The sequence below is a fragment of the Terasakiella sp. genome, from assembly GCF_048267425.1.
Classification (GTDB): domain Bacteria; phylum Pseudomonadota; class Alphaproteobacteria; order Rhodospirillales; family Terasakiellaceae; genus Terasakiella.
In genome coordinates, this window is sequence record NZ_JBLWXN010000016.1 from 20,745 (window position 1) to 36,722 (window position 15,978).

Annotated in this window: 17 protein-coding genes; 5 read left to right on the forward strand and 12 right to left on the reverse strand. The window is 45.6% G+C overall.

The annotated features are described in order from the left end of the window. The first annotated feature begins 2 nt into the window (after positions 1 to 2). The 3 genes from ACN0VA_RS16825 to ACN0VA_RS16835 are packed head-to-tail and all read left to right on the forward strand — an operon-like array spanning position 3 to position 2,901. On the forward strand, positions 3 to 2,084 hold the full coding sequence (locus ACN0VA_RS16825) for a heavy metal translocating P-type ATPase (RefSeq protein ID WP_417822285.1): 2,082 nt from the start codon (positions 3 to 5) through the stop codon (positions 2,082 to 2,084). Between the two features lie 51 nt (positions 2,085 to 2,135). Beyond that, positions 2,136 to 2,561, forward strand: coding sequence for an HMA2 domain-containing protein (locus ACN0VA_RS16830; protein WP_417822286.1), 426 nt, complete (start codon positions 2,136 to 2,138; stop codon positions 2,559 to 2,561). A 25-nt stretch (positions 2,562 to 2,586) separates the two neighbouring features. Continuing rightward, the gene (locus ACN0VA_RS16835; protein WP_417822287.1) at positions 2,587 to 2,901 is read left to right on the forward strand and encodes a hypothetical protein; all 315 of its coding nucleotides are present in this window, start codon (positions 2,587 to 2,589) and stop codon (positions 2,899 to 2,901) included. Between the two features lie 101 nt (positions 2,902 to 3,002). Here the strand turns inward: ACN0VA_RS16835 and ACN0VA_RS16840 are convergent, their stop codons facing one another. The 12 genes from ACN0VA_RS16840 to ACN0VA_RS16895 form a co-directional block, all read right to left on the reverse strand. Continuing rightward, positions 3,003 to 3,917 carry a hypothetical protein gene (locus tag ACN0VA_RS16840; protein WP_417822288.1) on the reverse strand — a complete coding sequence of 305 codons (915 nt, stop codon included), beginning with the start codon at positions 3,915 to 3,917 and terminating at the stop codon, positions 3,003 to 3,005. 15 nt (positions 3,918 to 3,932) lie between these two features. Then, entirely contained in the window at positions 3,933 to 5,657 is a 1,725-nt protein-coding gene (gene flgK / locus ACN0VA_RS16845; protein ID WP_417822289.1) for a flagellar hook-associated protein FlgK, read from the reverse strand. A gap of 32 nt (positions 5,658 to 5,689) precedes the next feature. Continuing rightward, positions 5,690 to 6,136: a hypothetical protein gene (locus ACN0VA_RS16850; RefSeq protein ID WP_417822290.1), complete on the reverse strand. Its 447-nt coding sequence runs from the start codon at positions 6,134 to 6,136 to the stop codon at positions 5,690 to 5,692. Further along, positions 6,121 to 6,468 (reverse strand): hypothetical protein, encoded by a 348-nt coding sequence (locus ACN0VA_RS16855; RefSeq protein WP_417822291.1) that lies wholly within the window; start codon positions 6,466 to 6,468, stop codon positions 6,121 to 6,123. The genes ACN0VA_RS16850 and ACN0VA_RS16855 overlap by 16 nt, the downstream gene beginning before the upstream one ends. A gap of 16 nt (positions 6,469 to 6,484) precedes the next feature. Further along, positions 6,485 to 7,765, reverse strand: coding sequence for a flagellar hook protein FlgE (gene flgE, locus ACN0VA_RS16860; protein WP_417822292.1), 1,281 nt, complete (start codon positions 7,763 to 7,765; stop codon positions 6,485 to 6,487). A 32-nt stretch (positions 7,766 to 7,797) separates the two neighbouring features. Then, positions 7,798 to 8,457, reverse strand: coding sequence for a flagellar hook assembly protein FlgD (locus tag ACN0VA_RS16865; RefSeq protein ID WP_417822293.1), 660 nt, complete (start codon positions 8,455 to 8,457; stop codon positions 7,798 to 7,800). 140 nt (positions 8,458 to 8,597) lie between these two features. Next, positions 8,598 to 9,083 carry a hypothetical protein gene (locus tag ACN0VA_RS16870; RefSeq protein WP_417822294.1) on the reverse strand — a complete coding sequence of 162 codons (486 nt, stop codon included), beginning with the start codon at positions 9,081 to 9,083 and terminating at the stop codon, positions 8,598 to 8,600. Between the two features lie 33 nt (positions 9,084 to 9,116). Continuing rightward, positions 9,117 to 9,566 (reverse strand): hypothetical protein, encoded by a 450-nt coding sequence (locus tag ACN0VA_RS16875; RefSeq protein ID WP_417822295.1) that lies wholly within the window; start codon positions 9,564 to 9,566, stop codon positions 9,117 to 9,119. Then, complete coding sequence (locus ACN0VA_RS16880) at positions 9,563 to 10,246, reverse strand: sigma-70 family RNA polymerase sigma factor (protein WP_417822296.1); 684 nt, start codon at positions 10,244 to 10,246, stop codon at positions 9,563 to 9,565. The genes ACN0VA_RS16875 and ACN0VA_RS16880 overlap by 4 nt, the downstream gene beginning before the upstream one ends. A 3-nt stretch (positions 10,247 to 10,249) precedes the next feature. Next, the gene (fliS, locus tag ACN0VA_RS16885) at positions 10,250 to 10,702 is read right to left on the reverse strand and encodes a flagellar export chaperone FliS (protein ID WP_417822297.1); all 453 of its coding nucleotides are present in this window, start codon (positions 10,700 to 10,702) and stop codon (positions 10,250 to 10,252) included. Between the two features lie 8 nt (positions 10,703 to 10,710). Further along, entirely contained in the window at positions 10,711 to 12,390 is a 1,680-nt protein-coding gene (gene fliD, locus ACN0VA_RS16890; protein WP_417822298.1) for a flagellar filament capping protein FliD, read from the reverse strand. A 93-nt stretch (positions 12,391 to 12,483) separates the two neighbouring features. Beyond that, complete coding sequence (locus ACN0VA_RS16895) at positions 12,484 to 13,317, reverse strand: flagellin (protein WP_417822299.1); 834 nt, start codon at positions 13,315 to 13,317, stop codon at positions 12,484 to 12,486. Between the two features lie 335 nt (positions 13,318 to 13,652). On the opposite strand from ACN0VA_RS16895, the gene ACN0VA_RS16900 reads away from it, so the two are divergent. Next, positions 13,653 to 15,278, forward strand: coding sequence for a hypothetical protein (locus ACN0VA_RS16900; RefSeq protein ID WP_417822300.1), 1,626 nt, complete (start codon positions 13,653 to 13,655; stop codon positions 15,276 to 15,278). A 363-nt stretch (positions 15,279 to 15,641) separates the two neighbouring features. Then, a partial coding sequence (locus ACN0VA_RS16905; protein ID WP_417822301.1) for an HlyD family efflux transporter periplasmic adaptor subunit occupies positions 15,642 to 15,978 on the forward strand: 337 nt, incomplete at its 3' end.

Here is a 15,978-nt window from a genome sequence, read left to right on the forward strand (position 1 = left end):
GTGTGAAAGTTTATAAGCAAGCGAAAATCGTGCATGAAACACTAAAACGTCTTCGTGTGCGTATAGATTGGTTGCAACGCAAACTGATCGATGCCAGTCACATTTCCACTTTGGTGGAACGTATGGAAGGTATTGAGAGCGCACGTGTAAACAAAGGGGCTAAGTCCGTCGTTATACGCTATGACGGAAAGCCGGAAACTCGCCTTGCTGTCTTAGACTTTCTAGACAGGTTGGAGCCAACGAACCTGCCCTATGTTCAGCAATCCAACAGCGAAGAAAAGCACTTTTTTCATGCCAGTTTGAACGGCCTAGCACTTGCGGCCTCACCATTCCTCACACCAGGTCAACGCCTTGCTTTAGCCGGGGCGTTGGTTGCACCAACCATCTGGGAAGGGATCGACTCTCTTTTTAGTGGGAGTGTCAAAGTTGAGTTATTGGATGCAATTGCTATTGGAGTGGCCACGTCACGGGGAGATGCGATCACCGCTTTAAGCACCAATTTTTTTATCCATCTGGGAGAACTGTTGGAGGCAAAGACCAACAACAATTCCAATGCACTCCTACGTCAACTATTACATCCCGCACCTACGAGTGCCTGGAAAGAACAGAATGGCGAATTGACGAAAGTTGCGGCAGATCAATTGAAACTCAACGACGTCGTTGCCGTGAATCCCGGCGACACCATCCCCGTGGATGGGCAAGTGCTCAGTGGAACCGCACAGGTCAATGAATCTTCGGTTACTGGTGAAAGCGTTCCGGTCAATAAAGAAGCTCATATGCGGGTGCTCTCGGGTACAATTGTTGAAGAAGGCACATTACGCATTCGTGCTGTAAAAGTCGGCGATGACACAACAACGGCACGGATCAGCCGATTTATTCAAGACTCGCTGGAAAATAAATCAGAAACTCAGAAAAAGGCAGAAAAGAAAGCCAACCAACGTATTTTGATTACGTTAGGTCTAGGCGCATTGACCTTCCTGTTAACACGTGATTTTACACGTGTGGCATCTGTCTTTCTTGTCGATTATTCCTGTGCGCTGAAACTAAGTACACCGGTCGCAATGAAATCAACCATGTATAAATGCGCGAAAAACGGCATCCTTGTAAAAGGGGGACAAGTGATTGAAACCTTTGCAGATATTGATACCGTCGTTTTTGATAAAACAGGGACCTTAACACATGGAGAACTGGACGTAATCGAAGTGGAATCCGTACAACCGCAAGAATGGCCAAAAGATCGTTTGCTGGCACTGGTGGCTTCTATCGAAGAACATTCCACACATCCGGTGGCAAATGCGGTTGTCACAAATGCGAAAGCACATGAACTCCCTCATATCAATCACAGCGAAGTGAATTTCATTGTCGCTCATGGGATGGTAAGTGAGGTAAACGGCAAGCGTGTAGTCATCGGTAGCCGACATTTTCTTGAAGAACATGAAAACGTCGATATCGCCCCATATGAAGAGCTGATTATCCGACTGGAAAATAAAGGACTCATTTTACTTTATACCTCAATGGATAGCGTACTGACAGGCGTTATCGGATTACGCGATCAGTTACGCGAAGATGCAAAATCAATGATTGATCGTCTTTATGCCAATGGTGTGGCCCGTATTGCCATTCTGACCGGAGACCGCGCACGTAAAGCCCATGCGCTGGCTGAACAACTGGGGATTAAAGAAGTCTACGCCGATTTACGTCCTGAAGAAAAGGCCGCAATTGTCCAACAAATAAAAGATCAAGGTCGCAAGCTGGCCTTTGTCGGGGACGGTGTTAATGATGCCCCTGCCCTTGTAAATGCCGACGTAGGGATTGCCATGCCACAAGGGGCAGATTTGGCACGAGCCAGCGCCGACATCGTTTTAACCGATGATAATATTTCAGGCGTAGCCGAAGCTTATGAGAAATCACGCGATACTATGAAACTAATCCAATCCAATTTCAAATGGGCCGTTGGAATCAATTCTGGTTTATTTGTCGGTGCCTCAATGGGATGGACGTCACCAGTAGTCTCATCTCTGTTACATAATGGAACAACATTGGGGGTACTTGCCCGTGCCCTATCAGGCGTGCGCGAACGATAATATTTTCACATACATAAACATGTTAGAAGCAATCTAAACTTGACGCCATAAATGAGAGTGATTATTAATATCTTATTATGTTTTTGTCAGGAGTTCCACATGGACGGCTGTGTTCATCATATTCCCGGTCGGGCGCGTTTCAAATTAACGCAACTTAAGGAGGATATTTCATTACTCGCTGATATAGAAGGTCATTTTATGACCTTAAAGGGAATTAAACGTATTCAGGCAAATGTAAAAGCCGGATCCCTCGTAATTTTCTATGATGAAAAGCAAATGTCTTTAAACGTCATAGAAGAAAAATTGATATCTGCAGGCTTCTTATATCGTTACGGGTTGGTTAAAACTGAACGAAAGCAAACAAAAAGCCTTCCTCCACTTGTCAGTCATGTCAGTGGTGCCTTTGGTCGCGCTGTTGTGCATGCTTTATTGGAGCGCGCTATTACAAAAGGTGTTGGTTCTTTCCTTGCCCGATAAAGGATACAATGAAAGTCTATTGCAAATGAGAAAAAAAAGTAACAACCCCTTAAACAATACCACCCTGACAATTGGGGGAATGGTTGTTGCATTGGGAACCTTGCTCTACACAGGGTTTGTTCGTGGACCGGGATGGAAACGCACACACATTGGTGCGGGTGTCGCCCTGACAGGGTTGTCCCTATGGCATGCGTCACAACAGGCAAAATATGCGAGGCTCGACAAACAAGGAGCTGTGCGAGAATTGCGGGAGTTACGCCAAAAAAAGAAAGAAAACGCACCATCTGACGAGCCTCATAACAAGGCTCTTCGAAAAACTTCTCGTCAATCATCCGCATAAGCCTGAGATTATAGGAATTCTCCCCCCTCGCAGACGGAATAATAGGTCGAAAGCGGCTATCCCACCTTAGCACCCTGTCCAGTTTTTTGGGGGCCGTTTCTCTAGGACAGGAATTCAAACAAGTTCATTTTGCTCATGGAAACGGTCACATTGTAGCTCGCTTCCAAAAGCACTTGCAGTTGTTCTTGTTCTGCGATCACGGCCGCCAGATCGACGTTTTTGATATCCCCGATCATGGCATCCAGTGTCAGTTGATAGTCCAGTTCCATATCAATTTCCCTTTCAAGATTTGATGCCGTTGTTGAAAGGCCACTTTGCACGACCAGTAATTCATCTAACGCGTCATTTATCAGATCATACGCTTCAAGCAATGCATCTTGATCCACAGGCGCTTCCGTCGCATTTGCCGCAAGACTAAGGGCACGTATGGACTTTTCAAATCCGCTTTGCGACGCTGTCACCCCATAAGTGATTTTGTCATTATCTGAGGTATAAAAAGAAGCTTCCTGTTCGTCGCCCTGATAATAATCGTAACTTTCAACGGACGGGTACGTTTGGGCACTATAGGGCGGATCGGAAACATCAACCGGTGGCGTTGCCGTATTACTGCCACCAAATAAGTAACGCCCACTCATTTGGATATTTGCTTGTGAAACAAAACTGTCCAGCGCCGCTTGCGCATTTTCATTTAAAGCTGCACTTTCTGCAGTTTCGCCGCTAATCGCACTACTTAAGGTCACCTGAAATTGCGCCAAAATGTCGACCATATTACCAACAGCGCCGTACATAGTATCAACACGCGCCGCAATTGTTTCTGCGTTTGAAACCATATTGTTGGATTTTTCCAAATCCCCTTCCAACGCCTTGAGGATAACTGTATCGCCTGCAATATCCTTGTAGCTATCCGACACGAGTTCAGTCGAAACTTGCATCTGAACGCGTGACAAAGAGCTTTGCACCTTCATCAGGCTATTTACCGCAAAATCATTTTGGCCAAATGTGGAGACACGTGTCATCTTTTCCCCTCCCCTTTAGGCAACAGCGCTAATGAGACTGCTGAACATATCGTTCAACGTTTGAATGATCTGGGCAGATGCGGAATACTGATTTTCCAATACGGTCAAACGTGCCGCTTCTTCATCCAGATTGACACCGGACTCATTTGATATATCGCTTGCTAGTGTTTCAGAAATTAATCCCTTGGTTTCCGCCTGCGTTTCTACACTGGAAACTTCCAATGCAAAGCTGGACAAAAGCTCGGCTGAATAATCTGCCAATGTTAAAGTCGTCGCCCCCATTGCACCGGCATCAGCAAAATCGATTGTCGTATTCATTGCTTCTTGCAAGGCCAAGGCAACCGAGGCATCCCCGCTTGTTAAAGCCACATCACCAACACTGAGTGTTGCATCCTGGCTCAATTTACCACAAGATAAGAGACTGGGATCATCCAGCAACTCATCACGTACCTTGATGGCTCCAGCATCATCCCCAATGAACAAATCGTTCAGCCCGAAATAATCACTGACTCCCTGCGCATCACTGCCCACTTCACTATCCATTTCAGACAAGGCAATGCCGAGATCGGGATCATCGGACAAAATCGTCAAATGCCCATTCGCATCAATGGACGCAGAAACACCCGCAATTCCATCCAGTGCCGCCGTCAGATCACTGACCGTTGCGTATGTAGAAAGGTCCAAATCCGTTACCGATTGCGTTTCACCGTCTGCATCACTTAAAACAATACGAAATGTCCCACTGGCAGAAAACGCATCACTGCCATCAAAAACTTCCTGCCCTGTTATACCATTTTGTGCAGGGAAAGGCGTCCCTGTATTCAGAACAGCATTCAAGGTATCGGCAAGTGCGCCGGCCAATGCATCTAATTCTTCCTGGCGCGCGGGGATCGTTTCATCACGCAAATCAACCAAAGCGCCGATTGTACCACCTGACAGTTGATTGGTAACATCGCGACCATCCAATGTAATGTCATCAAAAGATGTTACCGCATTCACATTGTTTGTCGATTCATAAGATAATTCGTGTGCCCGACTATCAACAAGTGGCAACCCACCTGTCGTATAAACATGAAGTTCGTTGGTATTGGTTGTAAAATAGCTGACATTCATATTTTCACTGACCGTCAGCAAAGCTTGTGCACGTGCATCTTCCAAAGCAGATGTATTTTCACCTAACGCTGTTTTGACGGAAATTTCACGGTTTAGATCTTCAATTTCAGTCAAAGCCTGATTAACCGTCGTAACCGCGTTTTCAATATCACCATCCACATTTTCTCGTTGCTGCTGCACGTCCGAAGACAAATCGTTTAAGGTGGATGCCAATTGATCGGCAGCATTTAAAACTGTGTTTTTTACGGTTTGGCTTTCTGGTGTGACACTCAGGTCTGCAAGTGCCGTTTCCAGATCCGTAATCAAATCCGCCAACGCCGAGCCGCTATCAACCGCACCGTATTGATCTAAAAGCTGTGATAAATGATCTGCTGTTGTTTGCGCATAAGTGGTTTGCGACACCGCAGAGACATAAGACTTAAACAGATTTTCATTCACATACGCCGATACAGAAGACACACCAACACCGACCGCTGAACCGTCCGAATAGGTTGTCGCCGTATTCACCCGTTGCGCGCTGTAGCCTTCAACATTGGCATTCGCAATATTAGTCGATGTAATTGACGATGCATATTGTGTTGCATTTAAACTGCTGAGGGCAGCACTGTATGCTGATCGTATGTCCATGATTTATCCTTCCTGCGATCCATTCAAGTTTGTTAGATCAAGCGGGATGTAGTAATATTGGGGCCATATTGTGCAGGCTCGGAACAACCGTCTCCCCCATAAGATGTCGCATTGTCTTCATGATGGCGTCGCCAGGCCTGCATGCCGGCTTCAATTCGGTTAGCACTACGCACTTTAGCCACGGTCAACAATTGCGCGTTAGTCTGCATGACCTCTTTTAAGTAATCTATTTTATCGCTCAAACGCGAAAATGCGTTCTGGCGTTTACCATCGGCATTTTTCAATTTGCTTTTGTAGTCCTGCCACTTGCGACGCAGCAAGAAAGACAAACGCCCTTTTTCATGTTGCAAGGATTGCAAAGTATGAATATTTCCAGATTTCAATGCTTCGTTTTCGATTTCAACGATCTCTGTCAAACGTTCAATCATACGATCAAAATCTGCCACGTGAGCGGTTTCTGACATCACCTGCTGGGACATGATGTTTCTCCCACCATATAAGCGACATTGGCACGTTTATTGTGTGTTTGTTGCTGAATCTGTTTTTCCACACGGGCTTGTTCAGCACGTAAACCTTCACGTAAACGATTAAGATCATCCATGAGTGCAAGAATGTCGCGTTGCTTACATAAACGAACGTCCTGCGGCATGTCAGCCATTTGTTGACGCACATTTTTTGCAGCTTCCAAAGCCGTCTGTGCCGTTAACTCTTCAACCCCAAAGACCGCATAGGCACGTTGCAGAATACGTAAGTTTTCCCCGGAAATTTTCACATCCAACGCGAGTTCCGTTTGAGTTCTTCTTTTGGTCATTTGCCTATTTCCTTCCTTAACGTGTTGCGCTCATCAGATCGTCAAACATGTCCTGTGTGGTGCTGACGACTTGGGATGCGGCGGAATAGGCCTGTTGGGCGATGATCATATCGGTTAATTCTTCGGACGTATCCACAGTAGAACTTTCCAAGGCATAGCCCTGAATTTCACCAACACCGCCATAGCCCGGAATATTCAACGTGTAATCACCGGACGCAACTGTCATCGCATACACATTATTGCTGAAACCTTGTAATCCATTGGGGTTATTAAAGTTCGCCAACGGAATTTGGTAAATTGCCCGGTTTTGGCCGTTATCGAAAACAGCAATCACCATCCCACTTTCATCCACATAGGCCTGTTCAAATTCACCAAAACGCAAGCCGTCTTGTGAAACCGATGTGATGGAAATTGTCGGTTCATCGCCATTTTCACTGGCAAATTGACTGAGACCGTCAGTACCGTCCACAGTTCCCAGATCATAAGTCACAACACTATCTGCGGCCCCTGTAGTCCAGCCGGTTACACTGACAGTGACGGGATCTACCGACGTTGAAGCCAGTGTACCATCTTCATTAAAGGTGATCGTCACTGGGCCACCCGCCGCTGTCCCTGTTGTTTGGGAGGTATCAGAGCTTAAAACCGGATCGGAAAACGAAAGCGACCATGTATTTTCCGCTGTTTTTTCCCAGCTATAATCAATTGTATGACTAACGCCAAGGCTGTCAAACACTTCGGAAGACGTGGTAAAAACTTCACCTATTTCGGCATCAGCTGGCAGATTGGCGACAATAGAGACATTTTCTGTCGCTTCTGCCGACCCAGCCACCGCATTTAAATTAATCGGTTCCAGACTAGAAACAGAACCATTGTTGCCATTGATATAATTCCCTTCGGAATCAACAGCCATGCCCTGCAGATAATATCCGTTCTGATTGACAAGATAACCATCTTCATCCGTGGAAAAACTGCCCGAACGTGTGTAATAAAACACATCTTCATCGGGTGCCCCCGTCACAACAAAAAAACCATCCCCGCTGATTGCCATATCGGTGGAATTGCTGGATGCTTCGATTAATCCCTGTTGATCAATATGTTGTTGTGCACTGACCATCACGCCACCGGAAGAACTGGCCGATGACGAATAAGGATCGGTAATCAGGGTTGAAAAATAGGCCGAGCTTTCCTTGTATCCCACCGTGCTGGAGTTAGCGAGGTTGGTTGAAATGATCGACAGATTGGTACTTTGCGCATTTAAGGCCGACGTGGCGGTATAAAGGGCTGAATTGGTGCTCATGGCTTCTTACTCCTTGAAAAAACTTACGCAGATCAGACGCCGGGCACATAAGCCAGCGTGGATTTCGATACGGACACCCCATCCATCACAAGGAAGGTTTCCGTGCCGTCACTTGCAATATTAGTGACCGTGCCCTGGACGTATTGGGTCACATCCAGAAGTTCCCCTTCATCGTTATAGGCAGAGATGGCAAGGACATAAGGCGCGTCTTCGGCAATTGACCCATCATCACTGGTCCCATCCCAAGTAAAGGTATGTACGCCTGATGATGTTTCGCCATCCACCGTATAGACAACATTGCCATCGGTATCCTGAACCTCCAGCTCAACACTGCTGGCATCACTGGGCAGATCATAAATCCATTTTGCCGTCCCATCAGAAAGCGGGACGGTATCGCCAAGGGCGGTAATTTCTTCCCCCAGATAACCATATGACGTATCGTTTTCGACCGATTGAAGGGAAACCAACAAGCTGGACATGGTTTCATTGCTTAACGTTTGCTGTTCCAGCTGAGAGATACCGATCAACTGGTTGGTATATTCCGTCGTATCAACCGGGTCTGTCGGGTCTTGGTTTTCCAACTGTGTTGCCAGAATGGAAATCCACATCTGATAACTTTCTTCTGCCGATGTTTGCGTCGTTGACGTCGTAGAAGATTGAACGGCTGAGGAGGCTGCAGAAACTTCGCTCATGATTTCACTCCGTGAATTCGAGTTTACCCCTTGGGGTGGCGTTACTCTTTCCACGGCTGATCCGATAAAAAACTGGCGCAAAAAAACCATCTTTTCAAAAAAAAGATGGCTATCCCATTTAATGAATTGAAATTAAATAATTATTTTTTTGAAATAACCTTTTTCCTGTCCTCGTCAGACAGTTTTGTTAAGGCGGATTCAACCAGTTCAGTCATGATATTGAATCTCTGTGACATGACATCGGATGTCTGTGCAAGGTTCTGTTTTAAGATTTTTTCACGCATAACCGTACGCGATATTTCTTGTTTCAATTCTGTTTGCAGACTGTCAAGTTGGTTAATTAGTCTATCAAGTTTTGGTTTTCTCAAAGCATATTCTTGAAAAATAATACGTGCCCCGTCATCGGATAACTCACGACTAATGCTTTCAATCATTTGAACTTCGCTAAAATCATTTTCCGAAGGCTGAGATTTTAATTCCCGAAGAGCTTGTGCAATCGGCAAGTTGCTATCCATGTAGCCATGCGTCACATACCAAGAAACCCCGAACACATTAAAAGCCAATGAGGCAACAAGCAACAGCTTGCTCCACATTGTTTTTCGCTTTTCTTGTTCGTTATGGTCCATTGGTAAACTCACCCTAAATATCCTGTAATTCTTTTACAAGGGAAGTGCAGAATATACAAATTTTGCAAACAAAAAAGTGTCTTGGGCCGGTTCAAGCCAACTATCCCATAGTCCGATCACAATACCTGCAGCAGCACTGGCCCCTAAAACAGCAGAGGGACGGGTGAAAAAGTTGATCAAACGATCAATTCGCCCAAACTGTAGCGTAGGTGCTTCCGTAAACACCTGTGAAGTTCCACGGTTTTCTTCAGCAAGAGCATGACGGGCCACATCTTCAAATAGACTTTCCATTGCATTTGGACTGGGGACCGGAGCAGGATCCCCTGCTAAAACACTGTCCAGCATCAGCGCTTCTTCATGCATCAAAACGGCTTGATCATCCGTTTTCAATAACAATAAAGCCTGTTCACGCTTATCTTGCGGCCATGCCGAAGGGGAAGCACCAAACGTATCCAAAAGGTCTTGAAAATCGTCTAACGTCATTCTCTCATCGTCTCCAACATTTCACCAGATGAATGTTTTAATATCTCGCGCAGCTTTTGTCTTGCTCTTTTCAATAATGATTCCATTGCATTGACCTTGATACCCAAGACCTGCGCGGCTTCTGCGTTGGATAATTCCTGTTGATAAAACAAGGCTAAGGCGGCCTGTTGTTGTTCGGACAATTTCGATGTCGCCTCTTTTAAAAGGCGACTGGTTTGTGATCGTTGGATCAAAGTCACCGCACTGGGGCTACGATCTTCAACTTCGGGAGCCATATCCAAATCTTCCCCAACAGGGCGACGTTTAAAATCAATACTGCGATTAAGGGTCACACGATAAAGCCAAGTCGAAATCTGCGCCCCTTCGCGTTGCCAGTTTTCACGGTTGGTCCACAATTTAAAAAAGACATCCTGTGCAATATCCTCTGCATCTGCACCTTGCTGCACCATTCGATAAGCAAGTGCATACATTTTCTCGAAGTAACGTTTTACAATTTCACGATAAGCCTGTTGATCGTTTGCAACCACACGATCCATCAGGTCCGCATCATCCATGTCAGCCAAGGGAGCTGCCTCTTGCGATGTGGATACCTTTTTCACTCGATCTTGTGCCTTATCTATTGGCTCATGCCGCCCTTGGGCGCTTATACGGCCATTTAACGTTGCAGCGAGAAAGGTCATACCCTAACCCATAATCCGCACATTAGGCGACTGTGGATTAAGAGCGGGTGCCGTGTTTTTCAGTCCACTACGGGGTGATTTTCCGGCAACCTCGGCCCAAGCGTCACGCACATTGCGAACAGCCGACAATAGACTGCGAAATTGGTTATCTTCAAACTTTTTTTGCGGTTGTTGTGAAATTCGAATAATGCTGGAACCGTAAAAGCTATCCAGTTTATCAAACAAAGGCTGAGAAAGGTCCGCACGCAAGACCTGTTGCAAGCCAAGCAAAATGCCATTTGCCTTGCTGATCGATCGCATCATATCACCATGATGATGATTTTCAAACGCTTTGCGGGCATCGCTGAGATGACGCAAAACCCCGTCATATAACACAACAACATTGGAGGCCTGCGGCATTTTAGCGGCCGCCTTGTTATAGGCCGAGATACCATTCTTTAAATATAAATCATTCATATTATGTCCTAATCATCACTTGAAGTTATGGCGTCCAGATAATCGGACAAGGCATTTGCCACAGCAATTTTTGCCTCCAGATTTGCATAATAAGTAATCAAGCGATCTTCTTCTGCTGCGGCTGCGCTTTCAATACTGGAAATTTCGCTTGTTGCGTTACTTACTCTCTCTTCACGGGCGCGTTTGGCTTCGGTCAAGCTGCCATCCACAACGTTTGTATACTCGTCCAATTCATTATACAGGCTGTCTGCAAACCCTTGAGAAAACGAAATATTGACCGTTGAGCTTTCTGTTCCGGTAAAAACGAATACCATCCCGGCAACTTCACTTCCGGCCACACCTGTCAAAGTATTCCCATCGATTTCAAACAGGCTATCATCACCATCGACGGAGACTCCGGTAATATCCCCCCCTCCATCGACCGAAATATCCAGTGCGTAACTCCCGCTTGCGATTTGCCCTTCACGTGACAACACCATCAGATTTTCGTCATCGCTTTCATATTGAAACTCGAACATTTCGGCGACCACATCAATATTGTCGAGTAAAAACGCATCCAAGACGGTCTCATCGACTTCCAGTGCATTTTCACTGTCAAACGTAATGCCAAGGGACCCGAGTGAATAGGTCACACCATCGACATCCCATGTATCGTTCAAGCTGTCATAAAGGGAATTATTGACACCACGCAACACATCGTCGCCAAACAGGATCGCATCCTCGCTCACATTACCGGAGCTATCCACATCCTGATGGATAAGAGCAAACTCCCGATAGGCATTATAAGCATCTACAAAAGCCAGAAGCTCTTCTTTTACGTCACTGTAGGAATAATCAAGTTCAAGTGTAAACGTCGCATCTTGATTGGCACCGTACAAATCAAGAGAAACACCCTCAATCAAATCATCAATTGAATTGGTGGAACGTTCAACCTGAACACCGTCAACACTTAAAATCGCATTCTGTACAGTTTGCAGTTCATTTTTAACGCTGCTATCTGTATTCAAAATCCCCAAATTCTGTGCAATATCCTCACCGCTTACACTGCTAAGTGAGATTTCCTGCCCCGTTTCACTGGCACTCAAAACCAGTATAAATTCCGTGTCACTGACTTGCAGGATCGAAGCACTTACACCGCTTTTATCACTGCTGTCATTTATGGCGTTGCGAACATCTTCCAAGCTCATATCCGCTGCAATTGTAATATCAGCACTTGAACTTCCAGTCCCAAGACTGAAAACACCGTCCAAGCCCAAAGCATCGGTTTCACTGGATTGTCTATCGCTGGAAATTTTATGGGCTGTTGCCAATTGCTGTATTTGAATTTCGTAACTGGTTGGTTCCGTATTTTCATCCACAACAACCCCGAAATAATTACCAGGTGTCGAGCTATCATCGGAACTGAGATAAGCCGCACGACTTTCAAACACACTAGGATCACTGAGTGTACCAGGTTCGTTACGAAGCGCATTTAAGGTATCTTCCAATGTTTCCAGTAAACTGGCCATTTCAGAATAGGATGACAAGACCGCTTCATCTTCTTCCACACGAGCCTCCAGCACATAAGCCGGTGCAAGTTTCGCCTGAACTGCGGCCTCAATGAGGGCACTGCTGTCAAACCCTGATAAACCACTGATGTAGGTTGTTGAAGACGTTGTTACCAAAGTCGAAGAGACATCATCTACCATATTCTAACCCTCATTCAAAAAAGTACGGGCAAAAGGTGCGGGAGACCTCTGGCGGGCATCGAAAGAGATCTCCCTTCCTTTAGGATCAATCGTTTAACGAAGCAGATCCATCAGGCCTTCTGGCAGTTGGTTGGCTTGTGCCAACGCCGCAATTGCCGCATCTGTTTTGACTTGGTTTGAAGCCAGTTGCGCCTGTTCAGCCGCAATATCTGCATCCATAATCGCCGATTGTGCTGCATCGATATTTTCAATCGAGGTATCCAGCATAGAAGCGCGATATTCAAATCGTGACATTTGCGCCCCGACATCTGCACGTGCTGAGGACACTGTATCAATGGCCGCATCAATTGCATCCATCGCAGCCGCACGTGATGCGTCATCCGTTTCCACATCCAACGCATTGACAACCAGTGTCGCCGTTGTCAAATCAGCCGTTGTCACGCTTAATGTATCTGTTGATTCCGTTCCAGCCAGAAACAGAACGCCTGTCCCGTTACTGAAATTATTCGTCCCATCCAACAACGCCTGACCGTTAAACGCTGTTGCCGCAGTGATATCATCAATCTCGGTGACCAACGCATCAATTTCCGCCTGAATAAAGCCCAGTTCAGTCGCTGAAACCGTCCCAGAAATCGATTGAGCAGACAGGGATTTCATTCGTTGCAGAATATCTGAAATCGAGGACATCCCCCCATCCGCGGTTGAAAGAACCGACACACCGTGATCCGTATTGGTCCGGGCCTGTTCCAGCGTCGCAACATCTGTTTGCATCCGCGTACCAATCGCCAAACCAGCTGCATCGTCAGCAGATTTTGTAATACGCGAACCACTGGCAATGCGTGCAAGGTTTTCTGTTTGCGCATCAGTATTATCATTCAAATAACGCAATGCGGTATTGGCCGCGGTATTGGTTGTAATGACGGGCATGGTCATTCTCCTTTTCTAGGGTCACAACGGGGGACCGGTGGCCCTGCCCGTTATCTTCACATAGCGATTTTTCTCGCATACCCTTCTCACGCATGAGCTTTGAAAAAACTGGCGCACTTTTTTAATTTTTTTTGTAGGCAATTTTTTCCTATTGATCTCTTCGGACGAAATAACAATAATGCCTTCGTCGAGCACAGAACTTGCTCGCACTCTAGGGCATCGCCTGCTTTTTATGAAAAAAGGCAGGAAATACAAAAAGTTGACGGCCACATTGTGGCTATTCCTGCGGTCATCTGGTGGATTATTTCTACTGGACTTTGTCTAGGTGCGAGAATATGGACTTCAATGCATATTTTGATTCCGTCTTGAAAAACGGTTTTTCTTTTCTGAATTTAAATCTTCCGACATCTACAGAAAATGATATCACCAAACGCTATATCTCCAATTCAGAGAATATCGCCATTAAGCATGCATTTAGTGAACAATCTGGCATGGATGAACATTATATCATCACCGGTGACAATGGTGGATCAGTCACCTTACACGATGTTGCGAAAATCTCGACTGAATTTCAAGGGACTATGCCTACACATATCAACCTGACAAATGTTTTATCGGCAGATATTCATACAAATGCAGGCAGCGACATTGTTGAAATTCAACAAAAAACAACCTCTTCGCATCCAGTTTCTCATACGATTAACGCCGGCGACGGTAATAATTTTATATCCCTGACAACATCCTACCCCAACTATGGCACGATCAAAATCATCACGGGCTTTGGCAATGACCGTATCATAAGCACAGGATACAGCAATGACATCATCCTAAGCGGCGCGGGACAGGATATGATCATGGCGGGTCGCGGGCATGATTTTGTAGATGCACAAGACGGATGGGACAGTATTGTCTTTGACGGTAATTTTAATGATTACACCATTCATTGGACAGAAGATCAGAGCACCACAATCACAGATACCGATGGCAATTTTGTAGAAACCACCAATGTGGAAGAACTGATCTTTGCGGACCAGACATTTATCTTGCCTTATCAACAATTGGTCCAACTGGATGGATTTGATCGGCTTTACAATTACTTTAGTACATATTACACCACAACCAATAACGAGGAGAGCAACCTCACGACGTGGCAATCCTACGATATTTCTTCCGTTTCATCGCAAAGCAGCCAATCTTTTACAATCGCAGATTGGTCCACAACAGACTTATATGCCGATAACATAAGTACAGAAATTGAACGCTACGACAGCCAAATTGATTTTTCGATTTACGAAGAAATAGATCATTTCGACTTTCAAGATCGACCAGATAGCCGACTTCACGACTTTATACGTAATCACCTTCCCTTTGATCCACGTGATGCACTCACACAAATGTTTGAACATGCACAAGCAGGGCGAAGGTTTCTGGGCAGTGAACAAAACGATCAAATCCTTGGCACATACGGAAATGACCGCCTATTCGGTGGGGACGGGCACGATTTTATGGCAGGGGGAAAAGGGAACGACCTGTTTATCGGTGATAAAGGCAATGACATCATGTTGGGTGGCGAAGGTATTGATACAGCCTTCTTTTTAGGGATGTCGTCCGATTTCCAATTTGATTTTGAACATGGCACTATGACAGACAAAAACGGCGAACACGGCATCGACTTTCTTAAATCAATTGAACGTCTTATTTTTCTGGATGCGGTTTATAAAATCACAACAGATAATCAAGTTGAATTGGTTGATCAAAACCCCTTCAAATTACTTGAAAGCGTTGAGGCCCCTCATCTTGAAATTATTGGCCTTCCCCCCAGACCGCCAATTCCAGACAATATCGAACAAGTCTTCCCGCATCCAACAGCCGCTGAAATTGAAGGCAACCTGATGCGTGCCTATGAAAGCATGTCTCAGCCAGATGATCATTTGGTAAAACCACCCGGCGTTGATATCTAGGGGGGGCTTGTCAAGGAATTGTCAGAGTAAATTGAAGGTCGCTGTGTTTCATTCTATTCTTGCATGATGAACAAGCATTTTAGATATTTTAAATCCTCTCCAGAGGTAATCCACCTCGCAGTGATGATGTATGTCCGCTTTCCTTGGTCTTTACGGAATGTAGAAGATGGTCTTGTCAGACAAACTCTAACAGACCTCTAATACCAAACCCGTGATTTTTTGACTCGTAAGGGATTCCAATAAGGGCTGATATATGATTCACTATGGAAAACGGCACGAGTTTGGTATAAGTTTACAGAACAACAAGCCAATTCACTGGAACAGGAACGCATCAAAGCCAAAGAACGCACCCGCCATCAAACCTTGATTGCGCCGGTTTCCGGTAAGATTCAACAACTTGCCATTCACACTGTTGGCGGTGTCGTCACCCCTGCTCAAGAACTTCTTTCCATCGTTCCGGCAGATAGTGGACTGGAAATTGAAGTCAAAGTTCTCAACAAAGACATCGGCTTCGTCCATGAAAAACAAGATGTTGAGATTAAAGTCGATAGCTTCCCCTTCACCAAATATGGAACGATTGAAGGCGACGTACTCAGCCTATCGCGTGACTCCATTGAAGATGAACAACAGGGTCTCGTCTATCCGGCCCGTATCTCCATGAGTAAAACGGAAATCCAGTCCGGTGACAAAATGGTCGATC

What these genes read in the sequence shown, in the direction of transcription:
- ACN0VA_RS16880 (WP_417822296.1), bottom strand. Translation starts at nt 10,246, where the DNA reads ATGACCTTTCTCGCTGCAACGTTAAATGGCCGTATAAGCGCCCAAGGG.
- ACN0VA_RS16895 (WP_417822299.1), bottom strand. Translation starts at nt 13,317, where the DNA reads ATGCCCGTCATTACAACCAATACCGCGGCCAATACCGCATTGCGTTAT.
- ACN0VA_RS16830 (WP_417822286.1), top strand. Translation starts at nt 2,136, where the DNA reads ATGAGAGTGATTATTAATATCTTATTATGTTTTTGTCAGGAGTTCCAC.
- fliD (WP_417822298.1), bottom strand. Translation starts at nt 12,390, where the DNA reads ATGGTAGATGATGTCTCTTCGACTTTGGTAACAACGTCTTCAACAACC.
- ACN0VA_RS16835 (WP_417822287.1), top strand. Translation starts at nt 2,587, where the DNA reads ATGAGAAAAAAAAGTAACAACCCCTTAAACAATACCACCCTGACAATT.
- ACN0VA_RS16875 (WP_417822295.1), bottom strand. Translation starts at nt 9,566, where the DNA reads ATGACGTTAGACGATTTTCAAGACCTTTTGGATACGTTTGGTGCTTCC.
- fliS (WP_417822297.1), bottom strand. Translation starts at nt 10,702, where the DNA reads ATGAATGATTTATATTTAAAGAATGGTATCTCGGCCTATAACAAGGCG.
- ACN0VA_RS16840 (WP_417822288.1), bottom strand. Translation starts at nt 3,917, where the DNA reads ATGACACGTGTCTCCACATTTGGCCAAAATGATTTTGCGGTAAATAGC.
- ACN0VA_RS16855 (WP_417822291.1), bottom strand. Translation starts at nt 6,468, where the DNA reads ATGACCAAAAGAAGAACTCAAACGGAACTCGCGTTGGATGTGAAAATT.
- ACN0VA_RS16865 (WP_417822293.1), bottom strand. Translation starts at nt 8,457, where the DNA reads ATGAGCGAAGTTTCTGCAGCCTCCTCAGCCGTTCAATCTTCTACGACG.
- flgE (WP_417822292.1), bottom strand. Translation starts at nt 7,765, where the DNA reads ATGAGCACCAATTCAGCCCTTTATACCGCCACGTCGGCCTTAAATGCG.
- ACN0VA_RS16850 (WP_417822290.1), bottom strand. Translation starts at nt 6,136, where the DNA reads ATGTCCCAGCAGGTGATGTCAGAAACCGCTCACGTGGCAGATTTTGAT.
- ACN0VA_RS16870 (WP_417822294.1), bottom strand. Translation starts at nt 9,083, where the DNA reads ATGGACCATAACGAACAAGAAAAGCGAAAAACAATGTGGAGCAAGCTG.
- flgK (WP_417822289.1), bottom strand. Translation starts at nt 5,657, where the DNA reads ATGGACATACGATCAGCATACAGTGCTGCCCTCAGCAGTTTAAATGCA.
- ACN0VA_RS16900 (WP_417822300.1), top strand. Translation starts at nt 13,653, where the DNA reads ATGGACTTCAATGCATATTTTGATTCCGTCTTGAAAAACGGTTTTTCT.